General features: G+C 32.9%; 14 protein-coding genes. 9 read left to right on the plus strand and 5 right to left on the minus strand.

Going from position 1 to position 19,158, the window contains the following annotated elements; translation table 11 throughout:
- Positions 1-23 precede the first annotated feature (23 nt).
- Positions 24-848, minus strand: a complete 825-nt coding sequence (locus ACNRYB_RS02310) for a MotA/TolQ/ExbB proton channel family protein (RefSeq protein WP_129746497.1) — start codon at positions 846-848, stop codon at positions 24-26.
- 379 nt (positions 849-1,227) lie between these two features.
- Between ACNRYB_RS02310 and ACNRYB_RS02315 the strand changes: the two genes are divergently transcribed.
- Positions 1,228-2,745: a helicase HerA-like domain-containing protein gene (locus tag ACNRYB_RS02315; RefSeq protein WP_473729111.1), complete on the plus strand. Its 1,518-nt coding sequence runs from the start codon at positions 1,228-1,230 to the stop codon at positions 2,743-2,745.
- A gap of 147 nt (positions 2,746-2,892) precedes the next feature.
- On the opposite strand, the gene ACNRYB_RS02320 is transcribed toward ACNRYB_RS02315, so the two are convergent.
- Complete coding sequence (locus tag ACNRYB_RS02320; protein WP_473729112.1) at positions 2,893-4,236, minus strand: FAD-dependent oxidoreductase; 1,344 nt, start codon at positions 4,234-4,236, stop codon at positions 2,893-2,895.
- Positions 4,237-4,452: 216 nt separating this feature from the next.
- On the opposite strand from ACNRYB_RS02320, the gene ACNRYB_RS02325 reads away from it, so the two are divergent.
- The 5 genes from ACNRYB_RS02325 to ACNRYB_RS02345 all read left to right on the plus strand — a co-directional run bounded on the left by ACNRYB_RS02325 (position 4,453) and on the right by ACNRYB_RS02345 (position 9,905).
- A complete protein-coding gene (locus tag ACNRYB_RS02325) occupies positions 4,453-5,046 on the plus strand; it encodes a GNAT family N-acetyltransferase (RefSeq protein ID WP_473729113.1) in 594 nt (197 codons plus the stop codon).
- Between the two features lie 66 nt (positions 5,047-5,112).
- On the plus strand, positions 5,113-5,904 hold the full coding sequence (locus ACNRYB_RS02330; RefSeq protein ID WP_473729114.1) for a helix-turn-helix domain-containing protein: 792 nt from the start codon (positions 5,113-5,115) through the stop codon (positions 5,902-5,904).
- A 74-nt stretch (positions 5,905-5,978) separates the two neighbouring features.
- Positions 5,979-7,487 carry a serine hydrolase gene (locus ACNRYB_RS02335; protein ID WP_473729115.1) on the plus strand — a complete coding sequence of 503 codons (1,509 nt, stop codon included), beginning with the start codon at positions 5,979-5,981 and terminating at the stop codon, positions 7,485-7,487.
- Between the two features lie 365 nt (positions 7,488-7,852).
- Positions 7,853-9,301, plus strand: a complete 1,449-nt coding sequence (locus tag ACNRYB_RS02340; RefSeq protein ID WP_473729116.1) for a serine hydrolase — start codon at positions 7,853-7,855, stop codon at positions 9,299-9,301.
- Between the two features lie 160 nt (positions 9,302-9,461).
- Positions 9,462-9,905: a hypothetical protein gene (locus tag ACNRYB_RS02345; protein WP_473729117.1), complete on the plus strand. Its 444-nt coding sequence runs from the start codon at positions 9,462-9,464 to the stop codon at positions 9,903-9,905.
- A 330-nt stretch (positions 9,906-10,235) separates the two neighbouring features.
- Here ACNRYB_RS02345 and ACNRYB_RS02350 read toward each other — a convergent pair whose 3' ends face one another.
- Positions 10,236-12,626 carry a penicillin acylase family protein gene (locus ACNRYB_RS02350; RefSeq protein ID WP_473729118.1) on the minus strand — a complete coding sequence of 797 codons (2,391 nt, stop codon included), beginning with the start codon at positions 12,624-12,626 and terminating at the stop codon, positions 10,236-10,238.
- A 108-nt stretch (positions 12,627-12,734) separates the two neighbouring features.
- On the opposite strand from ACNRYB_RS02350, the gene ACNRYB_RS02355 reads away from it, so the two are divergent.
- From ACNRYB_RS02355 to ACNRYB_RS02365, 3 genes are all read left to right on the plus strand, one after another.
- Entirely contained in the window at positions 12,735-14,291 is a 1,557-nt protein-coding gene (locus ACNRYB_RS02355) for a hypothetical protein (RefSeq protein WP_473729119.1), read from the plus strand.
- A gap of 357 nt (positions 14,292-14,648) precedes the next feature.
- Positions 14,649-16,445, plus strand: coding sequence for a hypothetical protein (locus ACNRYB_RS02360; RefSeq protein ID WP_473729120.1), 1,797 nt, complete (start codon positions 14,649-14,651; stop codon positions 16,443-16,445).
- 148 nt (positions 16,446-16,593) lie between these two features.
- Positions 16,594-17,166 carry a hypothetical protein gene (locus ACNRYB_RS02365; protein ID WP_129746507.1) on the plus strand — a complete coding sequence of 191 codons (573 nt, stop codon included), beginning with the start codon at positions 16,594-16,596 and terminating at the stop codon, positions 17,164-17,166.
- A 67-nt stretch (positions 17,167-17,233) separates the two neighbouring features.
- Here the strand turns inward: ACNRYB_RS02365 and ACNRYB_RS02370 are convergent, their stop codons facing one another.
- Positions 17,234-17,656: a YMGG-like glycine zipper-containing protein gene (locus tag ACNRYB_RS02370; protein WP_129746508.1), complete on the minus strand. Its 423-nt coding sequence runs from the start codon at positions 17,654-17,656 to the stop codon at positions 17,234-17,236.
- Between the two features lie 222 nt (positions 17,657-17,878).
- Positions 17,879-19,153: a kynureninase gene (kynU, locus tag ACNRYB_RS02375; RefSeq protein WP_473729121.1), complete on the minus strand. Its 1,275-nt coding sequence runs from the start codon at positions 19,151-19,153 to the stop codon at positions 17,879-17,881.
- Positions 19,154-19,158 lie beyond the last annotated feature (5 nt).

The raw sequence follows: 19,158 nt of genomic DNA on the forward strand, positions 1-19,158 counted from the left end.
TGATAAAAAATATCAAAAATTAATTATTGTCTTAAACTTCCTCTGAATTTTCTGTAAGTATTAACGATAGTAGTACCAGCCTCATCGATAGAGTAAGTTAAATCGTCAATTTTAGCAGTAAAGAAGTTGTAAGAAATAATTGCTAAGATAGAAGTAGAGATACCTGTAGCAGTATTGATAAGTGCCTCAGAGATACCTGTTGCAAGAGCAGCTTGGTCAGGAGTACCAGCAGAAGCTAACGCACCAAACGCTTTAATCATACCAGATACAGTTCCTAATAATCCTCCTAATGTACCTAAAGATACTAAAGTAGAGATAATAGTCATGTTTTTCTCTAACATTGGCATTTCTAATGAAGTTGCCTCTTCAATTTCTTTGTGGATTACTTCTGAAGCTTCTTCGCTGTTGAATCCTTCTTTCTTAACATCTTGGTATTTTACTAAAGCTGATTTAATTGCGTTTGCAACTGAACCTTGTTGTTTGTCGCAAGAAGCGATAGCAGCTTCGATGTTTCCTTCTTTAATACTTCCTTGAACACTTTTCATGAATTTGTCAAGGTTAGCTTTTCCTGCAGCTTTACCGATAACAATAAATCTTTCAATAGAAAAAACAACAACCATTAAAAGCATACCTAACAATGCTGGTACAATGAAACCTCCTTTGTACACCATCCCTAAAGTATTGATTGGGTGACCTGTCTCAGAGTTTCCTCCTTCAAAGTTAGCTGGATTCCCCATGATTACTTTCCAAATAAACACCCCTACTATGATACACGCAACAATAATGATTCCCGTAATCAATCCTCCCCCATTTGAAGTGCTTTCTTTTTTAACTTTAACGTTTGCCATTTTTTTTAATTTTAATAGTTTTAAATAATTTTTATTTTTTAGTTATATTTAACTTGTAGAGGAGCAAATTTATACGTTTAGTTTAAATAAAAAAACTTTTTTTAATTTAATTGACCGAAATTTAACTTCAAATTAAAAAATATCTCATTAAATTGGTCGCACCATTTTTTAGATAAAACAAAAAAAAGGACGATAATTGGAAAAATTACAACGTTTTAGTAAATATTCAAAGATTCCTTTGTTATCTTCTTAAAAAGCTGCGAATTTTTTTTTTATTAAATTTTCAATCAAAAAAAGCTTTTTCTTACTAAAAAAAACCACATAAAAAGCGCCCAAAAACAAAGCAATATTCATAACAATCTAAATTACAAATAAAAACATGAATAAAAAAGAGAATTTTATTGCAGACATAAATACTGGGTACTCATCTAAGGGCGACAGCATCATACTTGGAGGTGCAATTCTTGATGGTGAGCCAATTGCAGAAGCACATGTCAAAATTCCGTTAAAAACTTTAAATCGTCACGGATTAATTGCTGGCGCAACTGGAACAGGAAAAACCAAAACAATTCAAGTTTTTTCTGAACAGCTTTCTAATGCGGGAATTCCTGTATTGATGATGGATATTAAAGGCGACTTCAGTGGTATTGCCAAAGAAGGTAAAGAAGAAGGTTTTATTACAGAACGTCATGCTAAAATTAATATACCATATAATGTAGCAGCATTTCCTGTTGAATTGATGTCTCTATCTAAACAAAATGGAGTTCGCCTTCGTGCTACAGTTTCTGAGTTTGGACCTGTTTTATTTTCGCGAATTTTAGATTTGAATGATACGCAGGCAGGAGTCGTAGCAGTTATCTTTAAATATTGTGATGATAACCAAATGCCTTTATTGGATTTGAAAGACATTAAAAAAGTAATCAATTATATTACTGAGGAAGGCAAAGACGAAATAGCTGCTAGTTATGGAAAAATTTCAACGGCTACAACAGGAACAATTCTTAGAAAAATTATTGAACTAGAACAGCAAGGCGGCGATTTGTTTTTTGGCGAATTATCATTTGAAACTGATGATTTAATGCGCATTGATGAAAACGGAAAGGGTTATGTAAATATCATCCGCTTGACAGATATTCAGGATAAGCCAAAATTATTCTCAACTTTTATGCTAAGCCTTTTGGCTGAAATTTATCAGAAGATGCCAGAAAAGGGAGATGCAGAACAGCCTGAATTGGTAATCTTTATTGACGAAGCACATTTAATTTTTAATGAAGCCAGCAAAGCACTTCTGGAACAAATCGAAACAATAGTAAAACTGATTCGTTCTAAAGGTGTCGGAATTTATTTTGTTACACAAAATCCAATGGACGTTCCGAGTGGGGTTTTAGCTCAGTTAGGATTAAAGATTCAGCATGCGCTGAGAGCTTTCACAGCAAATGACCGTCAGGCAATCAAGAAAACAGCCGACAATTACCCTACTTCTCCTTATTATAAGACAGATGAATTATTAACGAGTTTGGGAATTGGAGAGGCTTTGGTCACGGCATTAAACGAAAAAGGTATTCCAACTCCGCTTGTTGCTACTATGATGCGTGCACCAATGAGCCGAATGGATGTTTTATCTCCATCTGAAATTGATGAAATAAACGGCAAATCGAAATTAGTTAAGAAATACGCTGAAGAAATTGATCGCGAGAGTGCTTTTGAAATTTTAAACAAAAAACTAGCAGATGCTGCAGAAGCTGCAACTCAGCAAGAAGAACAAGCTCCAGCTAAAACATCAAAATCAGGACCTAGCACTACAGAAGTTGTCACAAAATCTGTTCTGAAAGTGGTAACAAGCGCTACTTTTATAAGAGGTGTTTTTGGTGTATTGACCAAAATCTTTAAGAAATAAAACTTAAACCCTATAAGTTATATAAGTTCATTTAATTTTATACGTCTAATTATATTAAGCCACTAAATACCAAACCCGACAGGTTTTAAAAACCTGTCGGGTTTACTACACACAAAGCATTATATTAACTTATCTGGTTTAAAATATTTATGCTTTCTGTAGGAGCTCCAAAATCTTATTTTCAACTTCTGGTGTGTCCCAGATGTTTTCGATATTGTCCATTTTAAGAACTTCTTCCATAATTCCGTTTTGATAATCTCCAATTGCTAAAGCTTCAGCATACGGGCGGTCACTAAAAGTAACGCGGCTGTAAAGCGGAATCCATTTGTCTGGATATTTATCTGAGAAGACTTTTTCGATTTTCTTTTGCAGCAAGAATTTTTCATCTGCTGTTTTAGTACTCATTTCTAAGAAATTTCGATATGAAAGTTCTGCAATGGCATCGGCATTTGGTTTTCTGGAGATTTGATATTCGGTAAATATTTTTTTCCAGTCGTCTTGGTACTTTTCAATCATTTCGCTCAAAACAGTGATATCTTCAAAACCAGCATTCATACCTTGTCCGTAAAACGGAACTATGGCGTGGCAAGCATCTCCAATCAAAGCAATTTTGTTTTCGTACGTCCAAGGGAAACATTTCATGGTAACCAAAGTACTAGTTGGATTTTTAAAGAAATCATTTGCCAATTCTGGAATTACTTCAATAGAATCTGGGAAATTTTTCTCGAAGAAATCTTCCACCATTTTACGGTCGGTTAGCGATTCAAAAGAATTTTCTCCTTCAAAAGGCATAAATAAAGTGCATGTAAAACTTCCATCAAGATTAGGAAGTGCAATTAACATGTACTCGCCTCTCGGCCAAATATGAAATGAATTTTTATCTAACTTATGCGTTCCATCTGGATTGGCTGGAATATTTAATTCCTTATAGCCCATATTCAAAAATTCTTGAGAATAATTAAACATGCTCTGACGTTGCATTCTGTGACGAATTCTAGAAAAAGCGCCATCGGCACCAAAAACCATATCAAATTTTCTTTCTTCCCACTCGCCCCTTTCGCTTTCGCCGATATGAAGCGTTGCATCGTTTAAAGTAACATCCCAAACTTTTTGTTCAAAATGAAACTCGGCTCCAGCTTCTTCAGCAAGATCGATCATTTTTCTGTTTAGTTTTCCTCTTGAGATAGAATATATAGATTCGCCTTCCTGTCCGTAATTCTGAAAATTTAATTTATCTACCAAATGAATGGCGCGTTTATCCATCGGAATTGCAATTTCTCTAACTGAATCGCCAACGCCTACTGCATCCAGAGCTTTCCAGCCACGGTTTGACATTGCTAAATTAATAGAACGTCCAGAAAAATTTATATTTCTAATATCGGGACTACGGTCATAGACATGAACGGTGTGACCCGCTCTTTTAAGATAAATTGCCAGAAGTGACCCTACAAGTCCTGAACCAACAACTGCAATTTTTAATGATGTTTGCATCGAGGGAAAATCTAATATTGGGTCGTAAAAATAACTAATAATTATACATGAGCCTTAAAATAAACGAACAAATGTTGTAAATAATGATTCCCGAAGATTTATCCCGTTTCTTAATAATTTAAAAATATAACAAAATGTTATTTTATTAGATTTATTTACACAAATTAAACAATTAGTTTTGTATTAAAATATTTCCATAAGTTAAACTCAAAATTCATGAACAGCGAAATTCTGCAGTCAGACATTATATTAGAGAATGAAAAAGTGCTTTTAGTTCCGTTTGAAAGCAAAAGAAATATAGAACTCAATGAAATTATTTTTGATGATGAAATCTGGAAGTATATGGGAATGTATATCCGAAACAATCAAGATTTTGAAAACTATATAAAGAGCACATTAAAACAAAAAGCAGACGGAATTTGTTATCCATTCCTTATTATAGATAAAGCTACAAATAGAGTTGCTGGAAGCACGCGTTATGGCTATTTGAATCACGCAAGCCAAAAATGTGAAATTGGCTGGACTTGGTACGGCAAAGATTTTCAGGGAACTGGTTTAAACAAAGCGTGCAAATATGAATTATTGAATTTTGGTTTTGAGAAAATTCAGTTTAGAAGAATACAATTCAGTGCAGATCTTGAAAATTTAAAATCTCAAAAAGCCATTGAAAAACTGGGCGCTATAAAAGAAGGCGTTTTTAGAAATAATTATGTCGATTCTGAAGGAAAAAGCAAGGATGATGTTTATTTCAGTATTATTTTGGAGGAATGGCAGAAAACTAAACGAGATTATTTTGCAGAGTTTGTATAAACAATAATGGAGAAAAATGTAATTTAGTCTGCGATTTCAGATCATCAATTGATATCGCAGACTAAAATGCAACTATACTCAGAACATTACGTATCTCAAAAAACAGAAAGATTCGTCAATAAAATTTGGTGTTTGGACAACAGCATTGGCGAAAGCCTGATCGAAAACAAACTAGTTCTGCCAAACGGCTGTTTCAATCTCGCTTTTGTAACTGGAAATTCCATCGAAGTTCATACTAGTAAAGCCAAATATGAGATGAACGAAGGTGTTTACTTTTGTTCTCAAATGACTAATAAAGTTTTGGTTAATATACAGCCAAAAACTAAAGTTACCATTACTCAACTGCATACTTGGACACTTTCAATGTTTCCGAAATATGATTTAAGTGATTTTACCGATTCTATTATCAAAATTAATCCTGAGGAATTGCCTTTTAAAATTCAGATTGATTCTGATATTGAAATGATTTTAAATACAATAAATAGCTATTTTGAAACTTTGTCCGATTTAAATTCAGAGAAAAACACAATTGAAAAAATTTGCGAAATCATTAAAAACAAAGAAGAAGTCACTGTTTCAGAAATTAGCGACACTTTAAAATCTTCTCAACGCTCACTTCAAATTAAGTTTAAAACAGCAACTGGATTAACGATTAAAAAATATATTCAGATTTTGAAATTCAGAAAATCAGTCGATCAAATGGTGAATTCTGATTTAGAAAAATTAAAACTGACTGATATTGCGCTTTACAATAAATATTTTGATCAATCCCATTTTATAAGAAAGTTTAAAGACGTAACGAAAACTACTCCGAAAACATTCGATCCTGATTCGTATTTTCTTTCTCATAAAAGATAAGTTTTCGCATTTATACAATTTTGTGATTTTTGATTGAATTACTTTTGCTAAATCAATCAAATAATCAATCACAAATGAAAGCTAATCAATCTCTTATTCCACTAAAATTTCTTTTAATTGGAATTTTATTCATCCAAATCCAACTTGGATTTTCTCAGGAGGATAAAAGTTCAGCTTTATATAAAACCATTATGTCAAAAGACAGTCTTCTTTTCAACATTGGTTTTAATACCTGCGATGTAAAGCAGTTTGAAAATCTTTATACTGAAGATTTTGAATTTTACCACGATAAAGACAGTATTTCTGATAAGGCAAGATTTCTAAAAACATTTCAAAATGGCATCTGTTCTCCAACAAGAAAATATAATTACAGAAGAGAATTAATAGCGGGAAGCACAGAAATTTATCCTTTATACAAAAATGGCATTTTATATGGTGCCATTCAAATGGGAATGCATCGTTTTTACGAAAGTTCTGTTGGAAATAAGGAACAAGCTGGAAGTTTTGCCAAATTTACCCATTTATGGCTTTTAAAAAATAAAGAATGGAAACTAGCCAGATCGCTGAGTTATAATCATCAAATGACAAGTTCTAGTGCTGGAATATCAAATCTTTTTGACAATGATCAGGAAACCGAAAAATGGCTTAAAGAAAATAATGTTCCCGCTTTGGGAATTGGAATTATTGAAAGCGGAAAACTAAAACAGGTAAAAGTTTTTGGCGAACTCAAAAAAGGCATTTCTGCACCATATAATACAATTTGGAATGTGGCTTCGCTAACAAAACCTGTAACTGCTATAACTGTTTTAAAATTAGTAAGTGCCGGAAAATGGGATTTGGACGAACCGCTTTATAAATATTGGACTGATCCAGATATTGCGAAAGATCCTTATTTAAAATTACTGACCACGAGAATTGTTTTGAGTCATCAAACAGGTTTTCCAAATTGGAGATCTTTTAATGAGTCCAAAAAATTAGATTTCAAATTTAAGCCGGGAACTAAATATCAGTATTCTGGGGAAGGATTTGAATATTTGCGAAAAGCTCTGGAGAAAAAATTCCACAAAACATTAGATCAATTGGCTTCAGAATTAGTTTTTGAACCTTTAAAAATGACCGATTCTCAATTGATCTGGAATGATAAAATAGATCTTTCGAGATATGCCATCAATTATGACAAAAATGGCAATGCTTACGAACCAACTAAAAATAAATCGGCAAATGCAGCCGATGATTTATTGACCACGATTGGAGATTATGGCAGATTTTTATCGAGCGTTATAAATAGCGAAGGATTAAGCAAAAAAGTTTTTGAAGATATGATTTCGCATCAAGTTCAGACCAAAAAGAACAAATATTTTGGTTTAGGTTTTGAAATCTACGATTTAGGAAATGAAAACTATGCTCTATCTCATGGCGGCGCAGATCAAGGCGTTCAGACTATTTTTATTTTGCTTCCCAAAACGAAAGAGGGTTTGGTAATTTTTACCAATGTCGATGATGGCTATAAAGTTTACGAAAATATTGTGGTGCATTATCTCGGAGAAAACGGTAGAAAAATAGTAGATATCGAAACAAAATAATTTTCCACTTCAATCAGATATTAACTTTAATCTGAAAACATGCTAAAATTATTTATCCTTTTATTATTGTACATAAGTAAAATTTTGACTGCTTAATAGCATAAAAATATTTGTTAGTTATGAGCATAGACCTAGTTTTAAAGCAACAGGTCTGTGCTCTACTTTTTTATATTCTGAAAAAAAATAAAAAAAACAACTTTTTGTTGAAACCAAATTGCAAATCAATCGTCTAAAGTTTTAAGACATCTATTTATTCCGTAAAAAAATCATATTTTTGATTAATACACTGAATATCTTTTTGTTATAGAGTTTCAATCATCAATCTAAAACGAATTCATTAATCTTAAATCCATAATCAATCCATTATGAAAAAATCAATCAAGCTTATTGCACTTTTTGTTGCTTTTCAATTTTCATCCTTTAGCACTTTTGCCCAAGATAAAGCACAGCAAATTGAACAGCTTCTTAACAAATATAACGAATACGGACAATTTAACGGTTCTGCTTTGGTAGCAGAAAATGGAAAAGTAATTTTCAAAAAAGGTTTTGGTTCTGCCAACATGGAATGGAATATTCCGAATCAGCCAGATACTAAATTCAGATTGGGTTCTATCAGTAAACAATTTACCGCTCTTTTGATTGTAAAACTGGCAGAAGAAGGAAAAATCAAACTAGATGTTCCAATTACTACTTATCTTGCTGATTATCCAAAAGAAAATGGAGATAAAATCACAATTCATCACTTATTGACTCACACCTCTGGAATTCCAAATTATACTAACGCGCCAAATTTCCTTAGAGATAAAGCAAAAAACCCTTATACTCCAGAAGCATTTGTAAAAACATTTTCTAGTCTTCCATTAGATTTTGCTCCAGGTGAAAAGTTCAATTATAGTAATTCGGGTTATTTCTTATTAGGATACATTATCGAAAAAATTACAGGCAAAACATACGAGCAGAATTTACAGGAAACGATTTTCACGCCTCTAAAAATGGTTAATACCGGTTACGACCATAGCGAAGTTATTATAAAAAACAGAGCTGCCGGTTATGAAAAAGAAGGAAAGAAAATTGTCAATGCCTCTTATCTTGACATGAGTATTCCGTACGCCGCTGGATCTTTGTATTCTACTGTAGAAGATTTGTATTTGTGGGATCAGGCACTTTATACCAATAAATTACTTTCTGAAAAATCAATGGAATCTTTATTCAAACCTTACATAAAAGCTTGGAATGGTTTTTACGGATACGGATGGTCGACTTATGATGTTCCAAACGGAAACGATAAATTGACTGTTGTTGAACACGGAGGTGGTATCAACGGATTTAATACCATTATTTCTCGAATTCCTAAAGACAAAAATCTTGTTGTTTTATTGAATAACACTGGTGGAACTGTTTTAGGCGAAATGAATACTGCAATTCGCAATATCTTATACAATCAGCCATTTAATCAGCCAAAAAAATCGTTGGCTCTTGATTTATTAGATATTTATAATGAAAAAGGTGCAACGGCTGGGACAGAAGCCTACAAAAAGCTAAAAAGCGATCCAACTTATGCCATTAAAGAAGGTGACATGAATAGAGTTGGATATCAATTATTGCAAACTGGAAAAAAGAAAGAAGCGATTGAAGTTTTCAAAATCAACGTAGAAGCTTTCCCTAAATCTGGAAATGTTTATGATAGTTTGGGCGAAGCTTATCTAGCAGATGGAGACAAAAAACTAGCGATGGTCAACTATAAAAAATCTGTTGAATTGGATCCTACAAATGAAGGCGGAAAAAAAGTTTTGGAAGAACTTTCTAAAAAATAAAGGCAAATAATTGTAGATTAAATTCTTATAAAAGGCTCCGAAAAAGTAGATATAAAATCTATTTTTTCGGAGCTTTTTTGTTACAACTTGGGACATCCAAATTCGGTGAATTATTTTTTTTAAATACTATTTTAGCCCACCCAAAATAACTGAATGACCTATGAAAAATCTAAAAAATCACAGTTTCTTAGCTGTATTGTTATGTCTTTTTATTTCTTCTAAATCTTTATCGCAAAACAGTCAGCCGCTGATGCCAAGTCAGCAGAACAAAATTATAATAGACAGAATTGTTGAGGCAACTCGCTATAAAAATCATGTGATTGATTTCTGCCTTTCAAAAATAAATGAGGCTTCGGCAAAAGAAGGTTGGAACGAACAAAAAGCTATTGAAATTACGCAGAGCATTAATTACAAAAATTTCAGAGATGCGATCTACAATAGTTTTGTTGTTTTTGACGAAGTTGAATTGGAAACTTTATTAAAAGCTTACGAAAAAGACAACGTTTATCAGTCCCAAAATGTAATGACCAATAATAAAGTACTTATCAATAATCTGAACATTTTTGCTGATGATATTGTGAAGGGGAAATATGTTTCTAAATAAGATGCTAAGGTTCTGAGATACTAAGATACTAAGATTCTAAGTTTTTTTAATCTTTGTCAAAATTTGAAATCAAATAGATAAGGGACTTTAGCTTTAAATAAAAAACACAATCCTTGTCATTTCGACGAAGGAGAAATCTCCACAAGTAACTCCGTAACGAAAGTCCAATCTTTGTCGAGCTTCTCACGGAGATTTCTCCTTCGTCGAAATGACAAAAATACGCAAACCAACTTTAAATTTATCGTTTATCAAAGCCCTTTACTACTTGCTTTTAAACTTTGACAAAGATTGTAACTTGAAACCTGAAACCTGAAACTTTGAAAGCAAAAACTATTTCTTCGGTTTCAAAACCAATTTCGTTGAAGTCTTTATGATTTCGTCTTTGTTTAGTTTCATTTTTCTGAACTTTCCTGCGTTGTACATTTCGGCTTGATCGCTGTAATGTTTGCTGAAAGGGTTTCCAGATTGACCTGTTGGTAAGATGCTCCAACTGTTTTCGACATCGGCAAAATCGACGATTCTTCGTGTTGAAGGTCCGCCTTTGGTGTAATATTTTCCTTCGTCATTAAATCCGAAGAATAAATTATTGATTACTTCATTTGAACCTGGAGAATTAAACGGCCCAACATTAAACAATCCGCGAAGCGCTTTGACTTTTCCTAATGGATGCTCATGTTCTATGGTATGCACTTTTCCCCAATTCCATTCTGAAATATTTTCTCCTAACTGATTTTGCAAAGCAATAACAGCATCATGAAAAGATTTTGAAACAACGTCTGTTCTCGTTTCTTTTACATTTTTTGTTTTAATATTATCCCACCAAACCGAATTTTCATTTTTTATCTGATTGGCAATAACTTGTTTTCCTAAAGAAATTCCCAAAAACAAATTGAAATTATCTTTTCCCATTTCGTCTTCAAAAGTATTTTTTAGATACAGATAAATCCATTTGTTGTAAATCGTTGGTGCAACGTCATCAACATTTGTTGTTCCTTTCCAAGATTTTAAAATCCCCAAAACTTCTTTTTCATTATACGAAAGCGGTTTATTGTCTAAACTTGCAATTAAGTTTTTTACTACCTCAACAGCAACATCAGAAGTATTATCATAAATCATTTTGCTGATAGCTTCTTTATCCCAATCAGATTTTGCATCTAAAATTCCCGAGATTCTTTTGGCGCGATCTTCTGGCAGATAATATCCTGGATATAAATAGCCATTATCTATAGCTTCAGGCTGATTATTGGCAGAATACACATATCCCCAGGCTGGATTCTCAGCTGACGGATTTTCTTCAAAATCTAAAAACTTAGTAATATCATCTTTTCCGCTTGAACCGTCTAAAATTAAATGTGTATTAACGCCCTCATTGTGTCTGTACAATTTCCCGCTCGCCCACCAAGCCACATTTCCTTTAGCATCGCCATACATAACATTCAATCCAGGCGCAGCAATTAAACTCACAGACTTTTTAAAATCCGTAGTGTTTTTAGCATGAGAAAGACCGTAAGCCGCGTCTAAAATCTGAATCGGCTCTCTTGTATATGTCCAAGACATTGCAATCGGATTTTTCTTTTCCAAACGATCGATAAAATCATTCATAACTGGACCATGACGTGTAATTTTAACTTCCAAAACTACATCTGAAGAATCTTTTACTTTTATCGTTTTTTTTCTGATTTCATATTTACCGAAACCTATCGGAGTCTGATATTGAGAAGCATCATCAGCTTTATTTTTTTCTTGATAAAAATCGATATCATCATTTTCGAACATCGTTAAACCGTAAGCGTAATCTCTGTTATGAGCCAAAAGCGGAAATGGAGTTCCTGCTAAATAACAGCCGTATAATTCATGTTTTGGTGTTACAATATGCGCTTCATACCAAGTTGCAGGCTGCGAAAATCCGATGTGCGGATCATTTGCAAAAATAACTTTCCCAGTTTTCGATTTATGAGGCCCAACAACCCAACTGTTGCTTCCAACAAATGGAGGAATTGGAGATTGATCCAGCATTGCGGTTATAGATTTCGAAATCTCAGTATATTCCTCAGTTTTTTCTTTTGAGATTTTAATTCTGGTATTATTAAATTCTCCTTCAATACCCAAATCTTTCAAATAAGCAGCACCGTATTTATTTTTAATATCTGTCAATAATGGGTCTGTTTTTTGAGCCATCGCAAAACTAAAAGACATATAACCAAAAATATTATAAACGTCTTTTATAGTAAACTTTTGCTTTTTTACGCCAACCAAAGTAAATTCTATGGGCGTAACTCCTTCCTCCAAATACTGATTAATTCCGTCCAGATAAGCCTGAGTCAGTTTATAGCTTTCGCTGTTTTTGTCCAATTTCGCAATGGCTTTCGCCGAAGCTTCTTCAATTCCAATTCCGGCAAAAAATTTGTCGTTTTTAAGTGCAACTCCTCCAAAAATTTCAGACAAACGACCGGGAGCAATACGGCGTAACAATTCCATCTGCCACAATCGTTCCTGTGCATGCACATAACCAAGTGCTGTCATGGCATCTTTTTCAGAATCTGCATAAATATGAGGCACTCCAAAATCGTCAAAATAGACCGTTGTTTCTTTTTCAAGATTTTTTAATTCTAATGAGCCTTCATATTTAGGCTTTAAATGAAAAATATAAGCGCACAAACCAATCGCAAGAATTACTATAAGAACCAATAAGGCCAACAGGATTTTTTTAATTATTCTCATATTCTGAAAGAGGATGAAATTTGTAATAATGTAATTTTTCTAAAAAATTTTATAAGAGACAATCGTCTTTAAAACTCTAAATTTATGTATTTAAAATTAATACTATAAATGTCAATCTATAAAAAAATAGCGATTGTAGTAATTTCTCTTTTTGTAATAGTAATTCTCGCCAATGTCGGATTGAATTACTGGATCAAAAAACAACTTCCAATCATTATTCACGAAAAAAATAAAACCGCATATAATATCAATTATGAAAAAATTGAAGTTTCTCTTTTTTCTAGAAATATTAATGCCCAGACTTTGCTTGTAAGTCCGAAAAACGAGCCTAAAGACAGTAAAAATGGGCTTTTTTCAAAAATCGAATCCGTCACCATAAAACACTTCAACATTTGGGATTTGGCTTTTCGTGACATCATTCAAGCTGAGAGTATCATTATTAATAAACCACGAATCATTTTATACAAAAAAGGCGAAAAATTAATCAATAACAGTAAAAGCATTGAAAAAGAAATTATTGATCCGTTCCGAAAAATTATAGCAGTTTCGAATATTTACCTCAACGACGGATCTGTTGATGTTGTTTCTCTAGATTCTGAAAAACCTATTTTCAGCGTAAAAAAAATCCTTTTAAAACTAGAAGGCATTTTAATTACAGATGCTACTTTGAAAGAAAAAATTCCGATTCGATATGAAAAGTATGCTCTAGTTTGCGACAGTTTGTTTTATAGACCAAATGGTTTCTATTACATCAATATTGGAAAAATAAGTACCGAAAAGAATTTTTTAAAGATTAATAATTTCTCAAATCTTCCTCAATTTGAACGATACGAATTTGTAAAACATCTTGATAAAGAAAAAGATATTTACAATTTAAAATTTGACTCGGCTCAAGTTGCAAAAATGGATTGGGGTTTCAAAAATGATCGCTTTTATTTTAAAGCAAATTCGCTTGTAATTCATCATTTTGATGCCAATATTTATCGCGGAAAAATGTTGAAAGATGATCCAAGCAAAAAATATCTTTATAATCATTTACTGCGAAATCTGAAATTCCCCCTTCAAATTGACACTTTGCAAGTTTTAAAATCGAAATTGGTTTACGAAGAAGAGCTTGATGTTGCTAAAGGACCGGGAATGCTAACTTTCGACAAATTCAATCTTCAGGCAACCAATCTGCGAAGTGGTTTTGGGTTAAAAAAAACGGATGATGTAAAAATCAAAGTCAATTGTATTTTTATGAAAAATTCTCCTCTTGATGTCGATTGGAGTTTTAATGTACTAGACAAAAGTGATGGATTTCATATTCAAGGCGTAATTTCAAATTTCGATGTTGGCGCCATGACAAGATTCACCAAACCGTACATCAACACTACGTTTACTGGAACTTTCAATAAATACCGTTTTAATTTCTACGGAAACGATAATGGATCAAAAGGAAATGCTTCTTTAGATTATGATGATCTTAAAGTCAAATTATACAAGAAAAAAAATCCTGAAAAAGAAGCCAAACTCAAAACTGCTGTTGCCAATTTATTAGTCAAAAACGATTCGAAAGATGGAGCCAAAACCGCAGAAATCGAAGTCGAACGCCTTCAAGACAGATCGTTCTACAATCTTTTGTGGAGAAGCATTGCGGAGTCTTTGAAGAAGATTTTAATTTAATTTTCTTTGCCACGGCTCAAGCGATAGCGAACAGGCGAAGTAATTCACGAATTATTTTTTAAAATCTTTCTGGCAACATAGCCTGCGGTTTCAACCGCAGGAACGCAACGGATTTCCACAATACGTTCCTCGCAATGCGTTTCCCGCGGTTGAAACCGCGGGCTATATTTTTATGATTAGTAATCCATATCTTTTTCATTCTGAAAAACCAGAAGGCATAACATTTAAGAAAAAATCAATTCGTGTTAATTCGTGTAATTCGTGTAATTCGTGGCAACCAATCTGCAAACCTGACAATTATCAGGTTTTAGGAGAATTTATTTTTTTTCATTTGCTTCTATTTTAATCCGAATACAAATGACAAAAAATAATCTGCATACTTTTCATATTCCAGTAATGGGACTTGCTTATACAATTGACAGTCCGATTCGAGTAGCGCAGTACGGAATTTCATCTGTTGTGGCTTTGGCCGACGATGATCTGATTGAGAAGATGCGTAATTTTTACAGCACTAAATTCAATATTCCTTACGAAGAAATTACTCAAAAATTTCATGATTACCGCGCTGAAAGAATTACCTCTTATTTAAATTTAGTCGATAAAATTGTAAAAGAGAAATTCGAAAATTTCAAAACAGAATTAGCAGAAAGCAAAACTGCTTTAGAGAATTTCATGTCAATGCTGCCAAATACTTCTGATATCAAAAAAGGATTTCAGAATTTATTAGACGACGGAATTGCTTTTAAAGAGAATATTCAAAATTATATTGAAACACATCTTTTTCCAGGTGAAATTGATGTTAACATTATGACGAAATTAGACAAAGATAATTTCATCAAAAACGAACAGCTTCCAATTGAATTTAATGATGCTCATGCAGCTTTAAGGGGTTTTGCAAATAGCAATCTGGAATCTTCTGTTGTTCTTTCCGCTGGAATGAATCCTAGATTATTTGGCTACTTCGAAAACTTCAAAGATTTTTTTCCGAATGAAAACAACGAGCTTAGAAAGAAAATTATTTTAAAAGTAAGCGATTTTAGATCGGCAATGATTCAAGGAAATTTCTTGGCTAAAAAAGGTCTTTGGGTTTCAGAATATCGAATCGAATCAGGATTAAACTGCGGCGGACACGCTTTTGCAACCGATGGACTTCTTCTGGGTACTATTTTAGAAGAATTCAAGCAGAAAAAAGATCAATTGATACAATCTGCCCACGAATTAATGATTAAAGCTTTACAGGCAAAAAATCAGCATTTTCCAGAAAATCCTTTAGAATTGAAAATTACCGTTCAAGGTGGTGTTGGAACAGCGGCAGAACATGAGTTTTTATTAGACGAATATAATGTTGATTCTGTTGGTTGGGGTTCGCCATTTTTATTAGTTCCTGAAGCGACATCTGTAGATAAAGAAACTCGAAATTTATTGATGAATGCCAAAGAAGATGATTTTTATTTAAGCAATATTTCTCCATTGGGAGTTCCATTCAATACTTTAAAAGGAACTACAAACGAATTCTTAAAGCAAAAACGAATTCACGAGAATAAAGCGGGAAGTTCATGCCCGAAGAAATTTTTAGCTTTAAGCAAAGAATACGATCCGCACGGAATTTGCACAGCTTCAAAAAAATATCAAGATATAAAACTGGAAGAATTAGAGGCAAAAAAGGATTCTTTATCTACTGATGAATTTGAAAAAAGCAAAATTAAAATTACTGAGAAATCGTGTCTGTGCGTTGGTTTGGCAAATGCTTCTTATCTAGAAAACAACATTAAAATAAAAGGTCAGGCACAAGGCGTAGTAATTTGCCCCGGACCAAACTTGGCGTATTTTGATCAGGAAGTGTCTTTAAAAGAAATGATCCAGCATATCTATCAAGGAAAATCAGTTATTAGAACTGAGCGCCCAAACTTGTTTATAAAAGAGCTTAAAATGTATATCAGTTATTTTAGAAATGAAATTCAATCTGTTTCTGGAGAACTTACCTCAGCTCAGCTTAAAAAGTGGAATTCTTTTAAATCTAACCTGTTAGATGGAATTGAGTATTATAAAAATTTATTTGAATCGACGTCAGTCTTTAAGGGTCATCTTGGTCAACTCGATTCTTGTAAATCAGAATTAGTTGGTATAAAAATTCCCGTTTCAGAGTTGGTTTAAAATTGAAAACCCCAAATTATAAAATAATTTTGGGATTTGTTTTTTTTAATGAAATGGAAAAAAATCAATTTTTACATATCAGAATTAATAACTTGCAGGTTACAACACAATATTTTTTAAACTCGTTTTACTTTTTAAAATTCAATTTATGAAAAAGATTTATGCTAAAGAACATATTTTAAAATGTTTTGTTTTGATTTTATTTTCAACTTACCCTTCCTTCTCTAACAATTTGAAACTTTCTGATTTTTGCAAAATCGAAATTGGCATAAAACGTACTGATGCAGAAAAAATCATTGGTGCATCATACCAAAAAGTAAGATCTAGTTTTGTTTATAAATTAGACTATAAATGCAAAATGAAACTGATTTACAAAAATGATAAACTAATTCAAATGTATTTTATTGATGCTTGTGCAAAAGAATACAAATTAGATTCATCTAATAAAAACTTTAGACCTTTTAGATATCAAACTTCAGAATCAGTTATTGAAAAAATTACTATAAACGATTTTTGCAAAATTAAATTAGGCATGAAACGTAATAAAGTATTGAATTTAATTGGCAATCAAACTGGTAATCAGGGATCTGGAATTGTTTGGGATGAATATCAATTTCCAGACAAATCTTATTTTAAATTATGGTACAATAATGAAGACAAACTCGAGTTGCTTAAATATGTTGACTCTTGCGGAAGAGAATATCTATTAGAATCTAAATGAAAAAGCACTTAATTAAAATGGCAGTCAAGTAAAACGACTGCCATTTTTTATTTAATATATAAATTTACTATTCTTTCTTTTTGTTTTTACTGTCAATAACAGCTCCTGTTCCTGTTCCTAAGGCAGCTCCAGCCAAACCACCAATAATGGCACCTTCTCCTTTTTTCTTACTAACAATAGCTCCCGTTGCAGCTCCAACTCCAGCACCAATTACAGCGCCTTTAGCAGTTGCACTCCAACCTTTCTTTTTAGCTGGTGCAGCTGTTGCATCTTGCTGATGCACTACAACAACTTTCTCTTTTTGAGCTTCGATTTTTTCCTCGTTTAATTTTGCCATTTCAGTCTTCATCGAATCGATAACACGCTGTTTGTTAATCTCGACTTTCATTGAATCAATGCTGGCTTGTTTGGCTTTATTTATATCTTCTTTGTTTTGTTGTTGACAAGAAGTTAAAAATATCACGGTCAATAAAATATATAAGCCTTTCATGATCTTGTAATTTTAAAATTATACATTACAAATTACGAAATATCTGTTATAACCTTTGTTACAGAATTTTTTTGAAAGGTTATAAGATTTGAAGATTAATGTCTGTTTCGCTCTAAGTTTTATTCGCCAAGCTGAAAGAAATTAATCTCGCACAGGCGCGAAGACGCAAAGTTTTTTTTGACAACGTTTCCATGTAGTTTACTATTTCTTTTAGATAAAACCTTATTTTCCTAAGATTCCTTTTTTAAGAATTTGTCCAAAGTCATACATATCTTCATAAGAACAATACAGTGGAACTGGTGCTAGACGAATTACGTTTGGTTCACGCCAATCTGTGATCACTCCGTTTTTCATTAAATAGTCAAACAAAGCTCTTCCTTCTCCATGAAGGAAAACAGATAATTGCGAAGCTCTTTCTTCAGGATTTGAAGGTGTAATAATTTCGAAAGTACTTTCTACTTCTTTATCTATTTCATGAAGAATAAATTCTAAGTAAGAAGTAATATGATCGCGTTTTGCAATTAATGCATCCATTCCAACCTCAGCAAACATTTCTACAGAAGCCAAATACGGCGCTAATGAAAGAACCGGAAGATTACTAATCTGCCATCCGTCTGCACCGTGAACGGGATCAAAAGTAGGCTCCATTTTAAAACGGCGCTCCTTGTTATGTCCCCACCATCCTGCAAACCTTGGCAAGTCTGAATTATGATGCTTTTCGTGAACAAAACAACCCGAAGCATTTCCTGGACCTGAGTTCATATATTTATAACTGCACCAAGCAGCAAAATCTACATTCCAATCATGAAGTTCTAATTTGATATTTCCGGCAGCGTGTGCCAAATCCCAACCTACTTTTGCTCCAGCTTTTTGTCCGGCAGCAGTTATGGTTTTAATATCAAAAACTTGTCCCGTATAATAATTTACTCCGCCAATTAAAACTAAAGCAAGCTCATCGCCAACTTCTTCAATTTTTGCCAAAACATCTTCCAAACGAATATTGTGTTCTCCTTCTCTACGTTTAATTTCTACAATCGCATCTTCAGCTTTATATCCGTGAAAGTTTACTTGGCTTTGAAACATATATTGATCTGATGGAAAAGCTTTTTCTTCGCAGATAATTTTATAACGCGTTTTTGTTGGCTGATAAAAAGAAACCATCAGCAAATGAAGATTTACTGTCAAAGTATTCATCACTGTAACTTCAGACGGAAGCGCACCTACAATTTTGCTTAACGGTTCAGAAAATCTTTCCTGATAATCCCACCAAGGTTTTTCAGCATAAAAATGACCTTCAACGGCAAGTTCAGCCCAATCATTCATTACTTCATCGATATAAGCTTTGGTACGTTTTGGCTGTAATCCTAAAGAATTTCCTGTAAAATAAATTACTCGTTTGTCATTCACTTTTGGAAAAATGAATTGATCTTGATAATGGTTTAATGCGTCTTTCGAATCTAGCCCTCGTGCAAATTCGCGTGTATTTTGAAAAGTCATTGTGT

Source organism: Flavobacterium sp. CR10 (genome assembly GCF_055814415.1).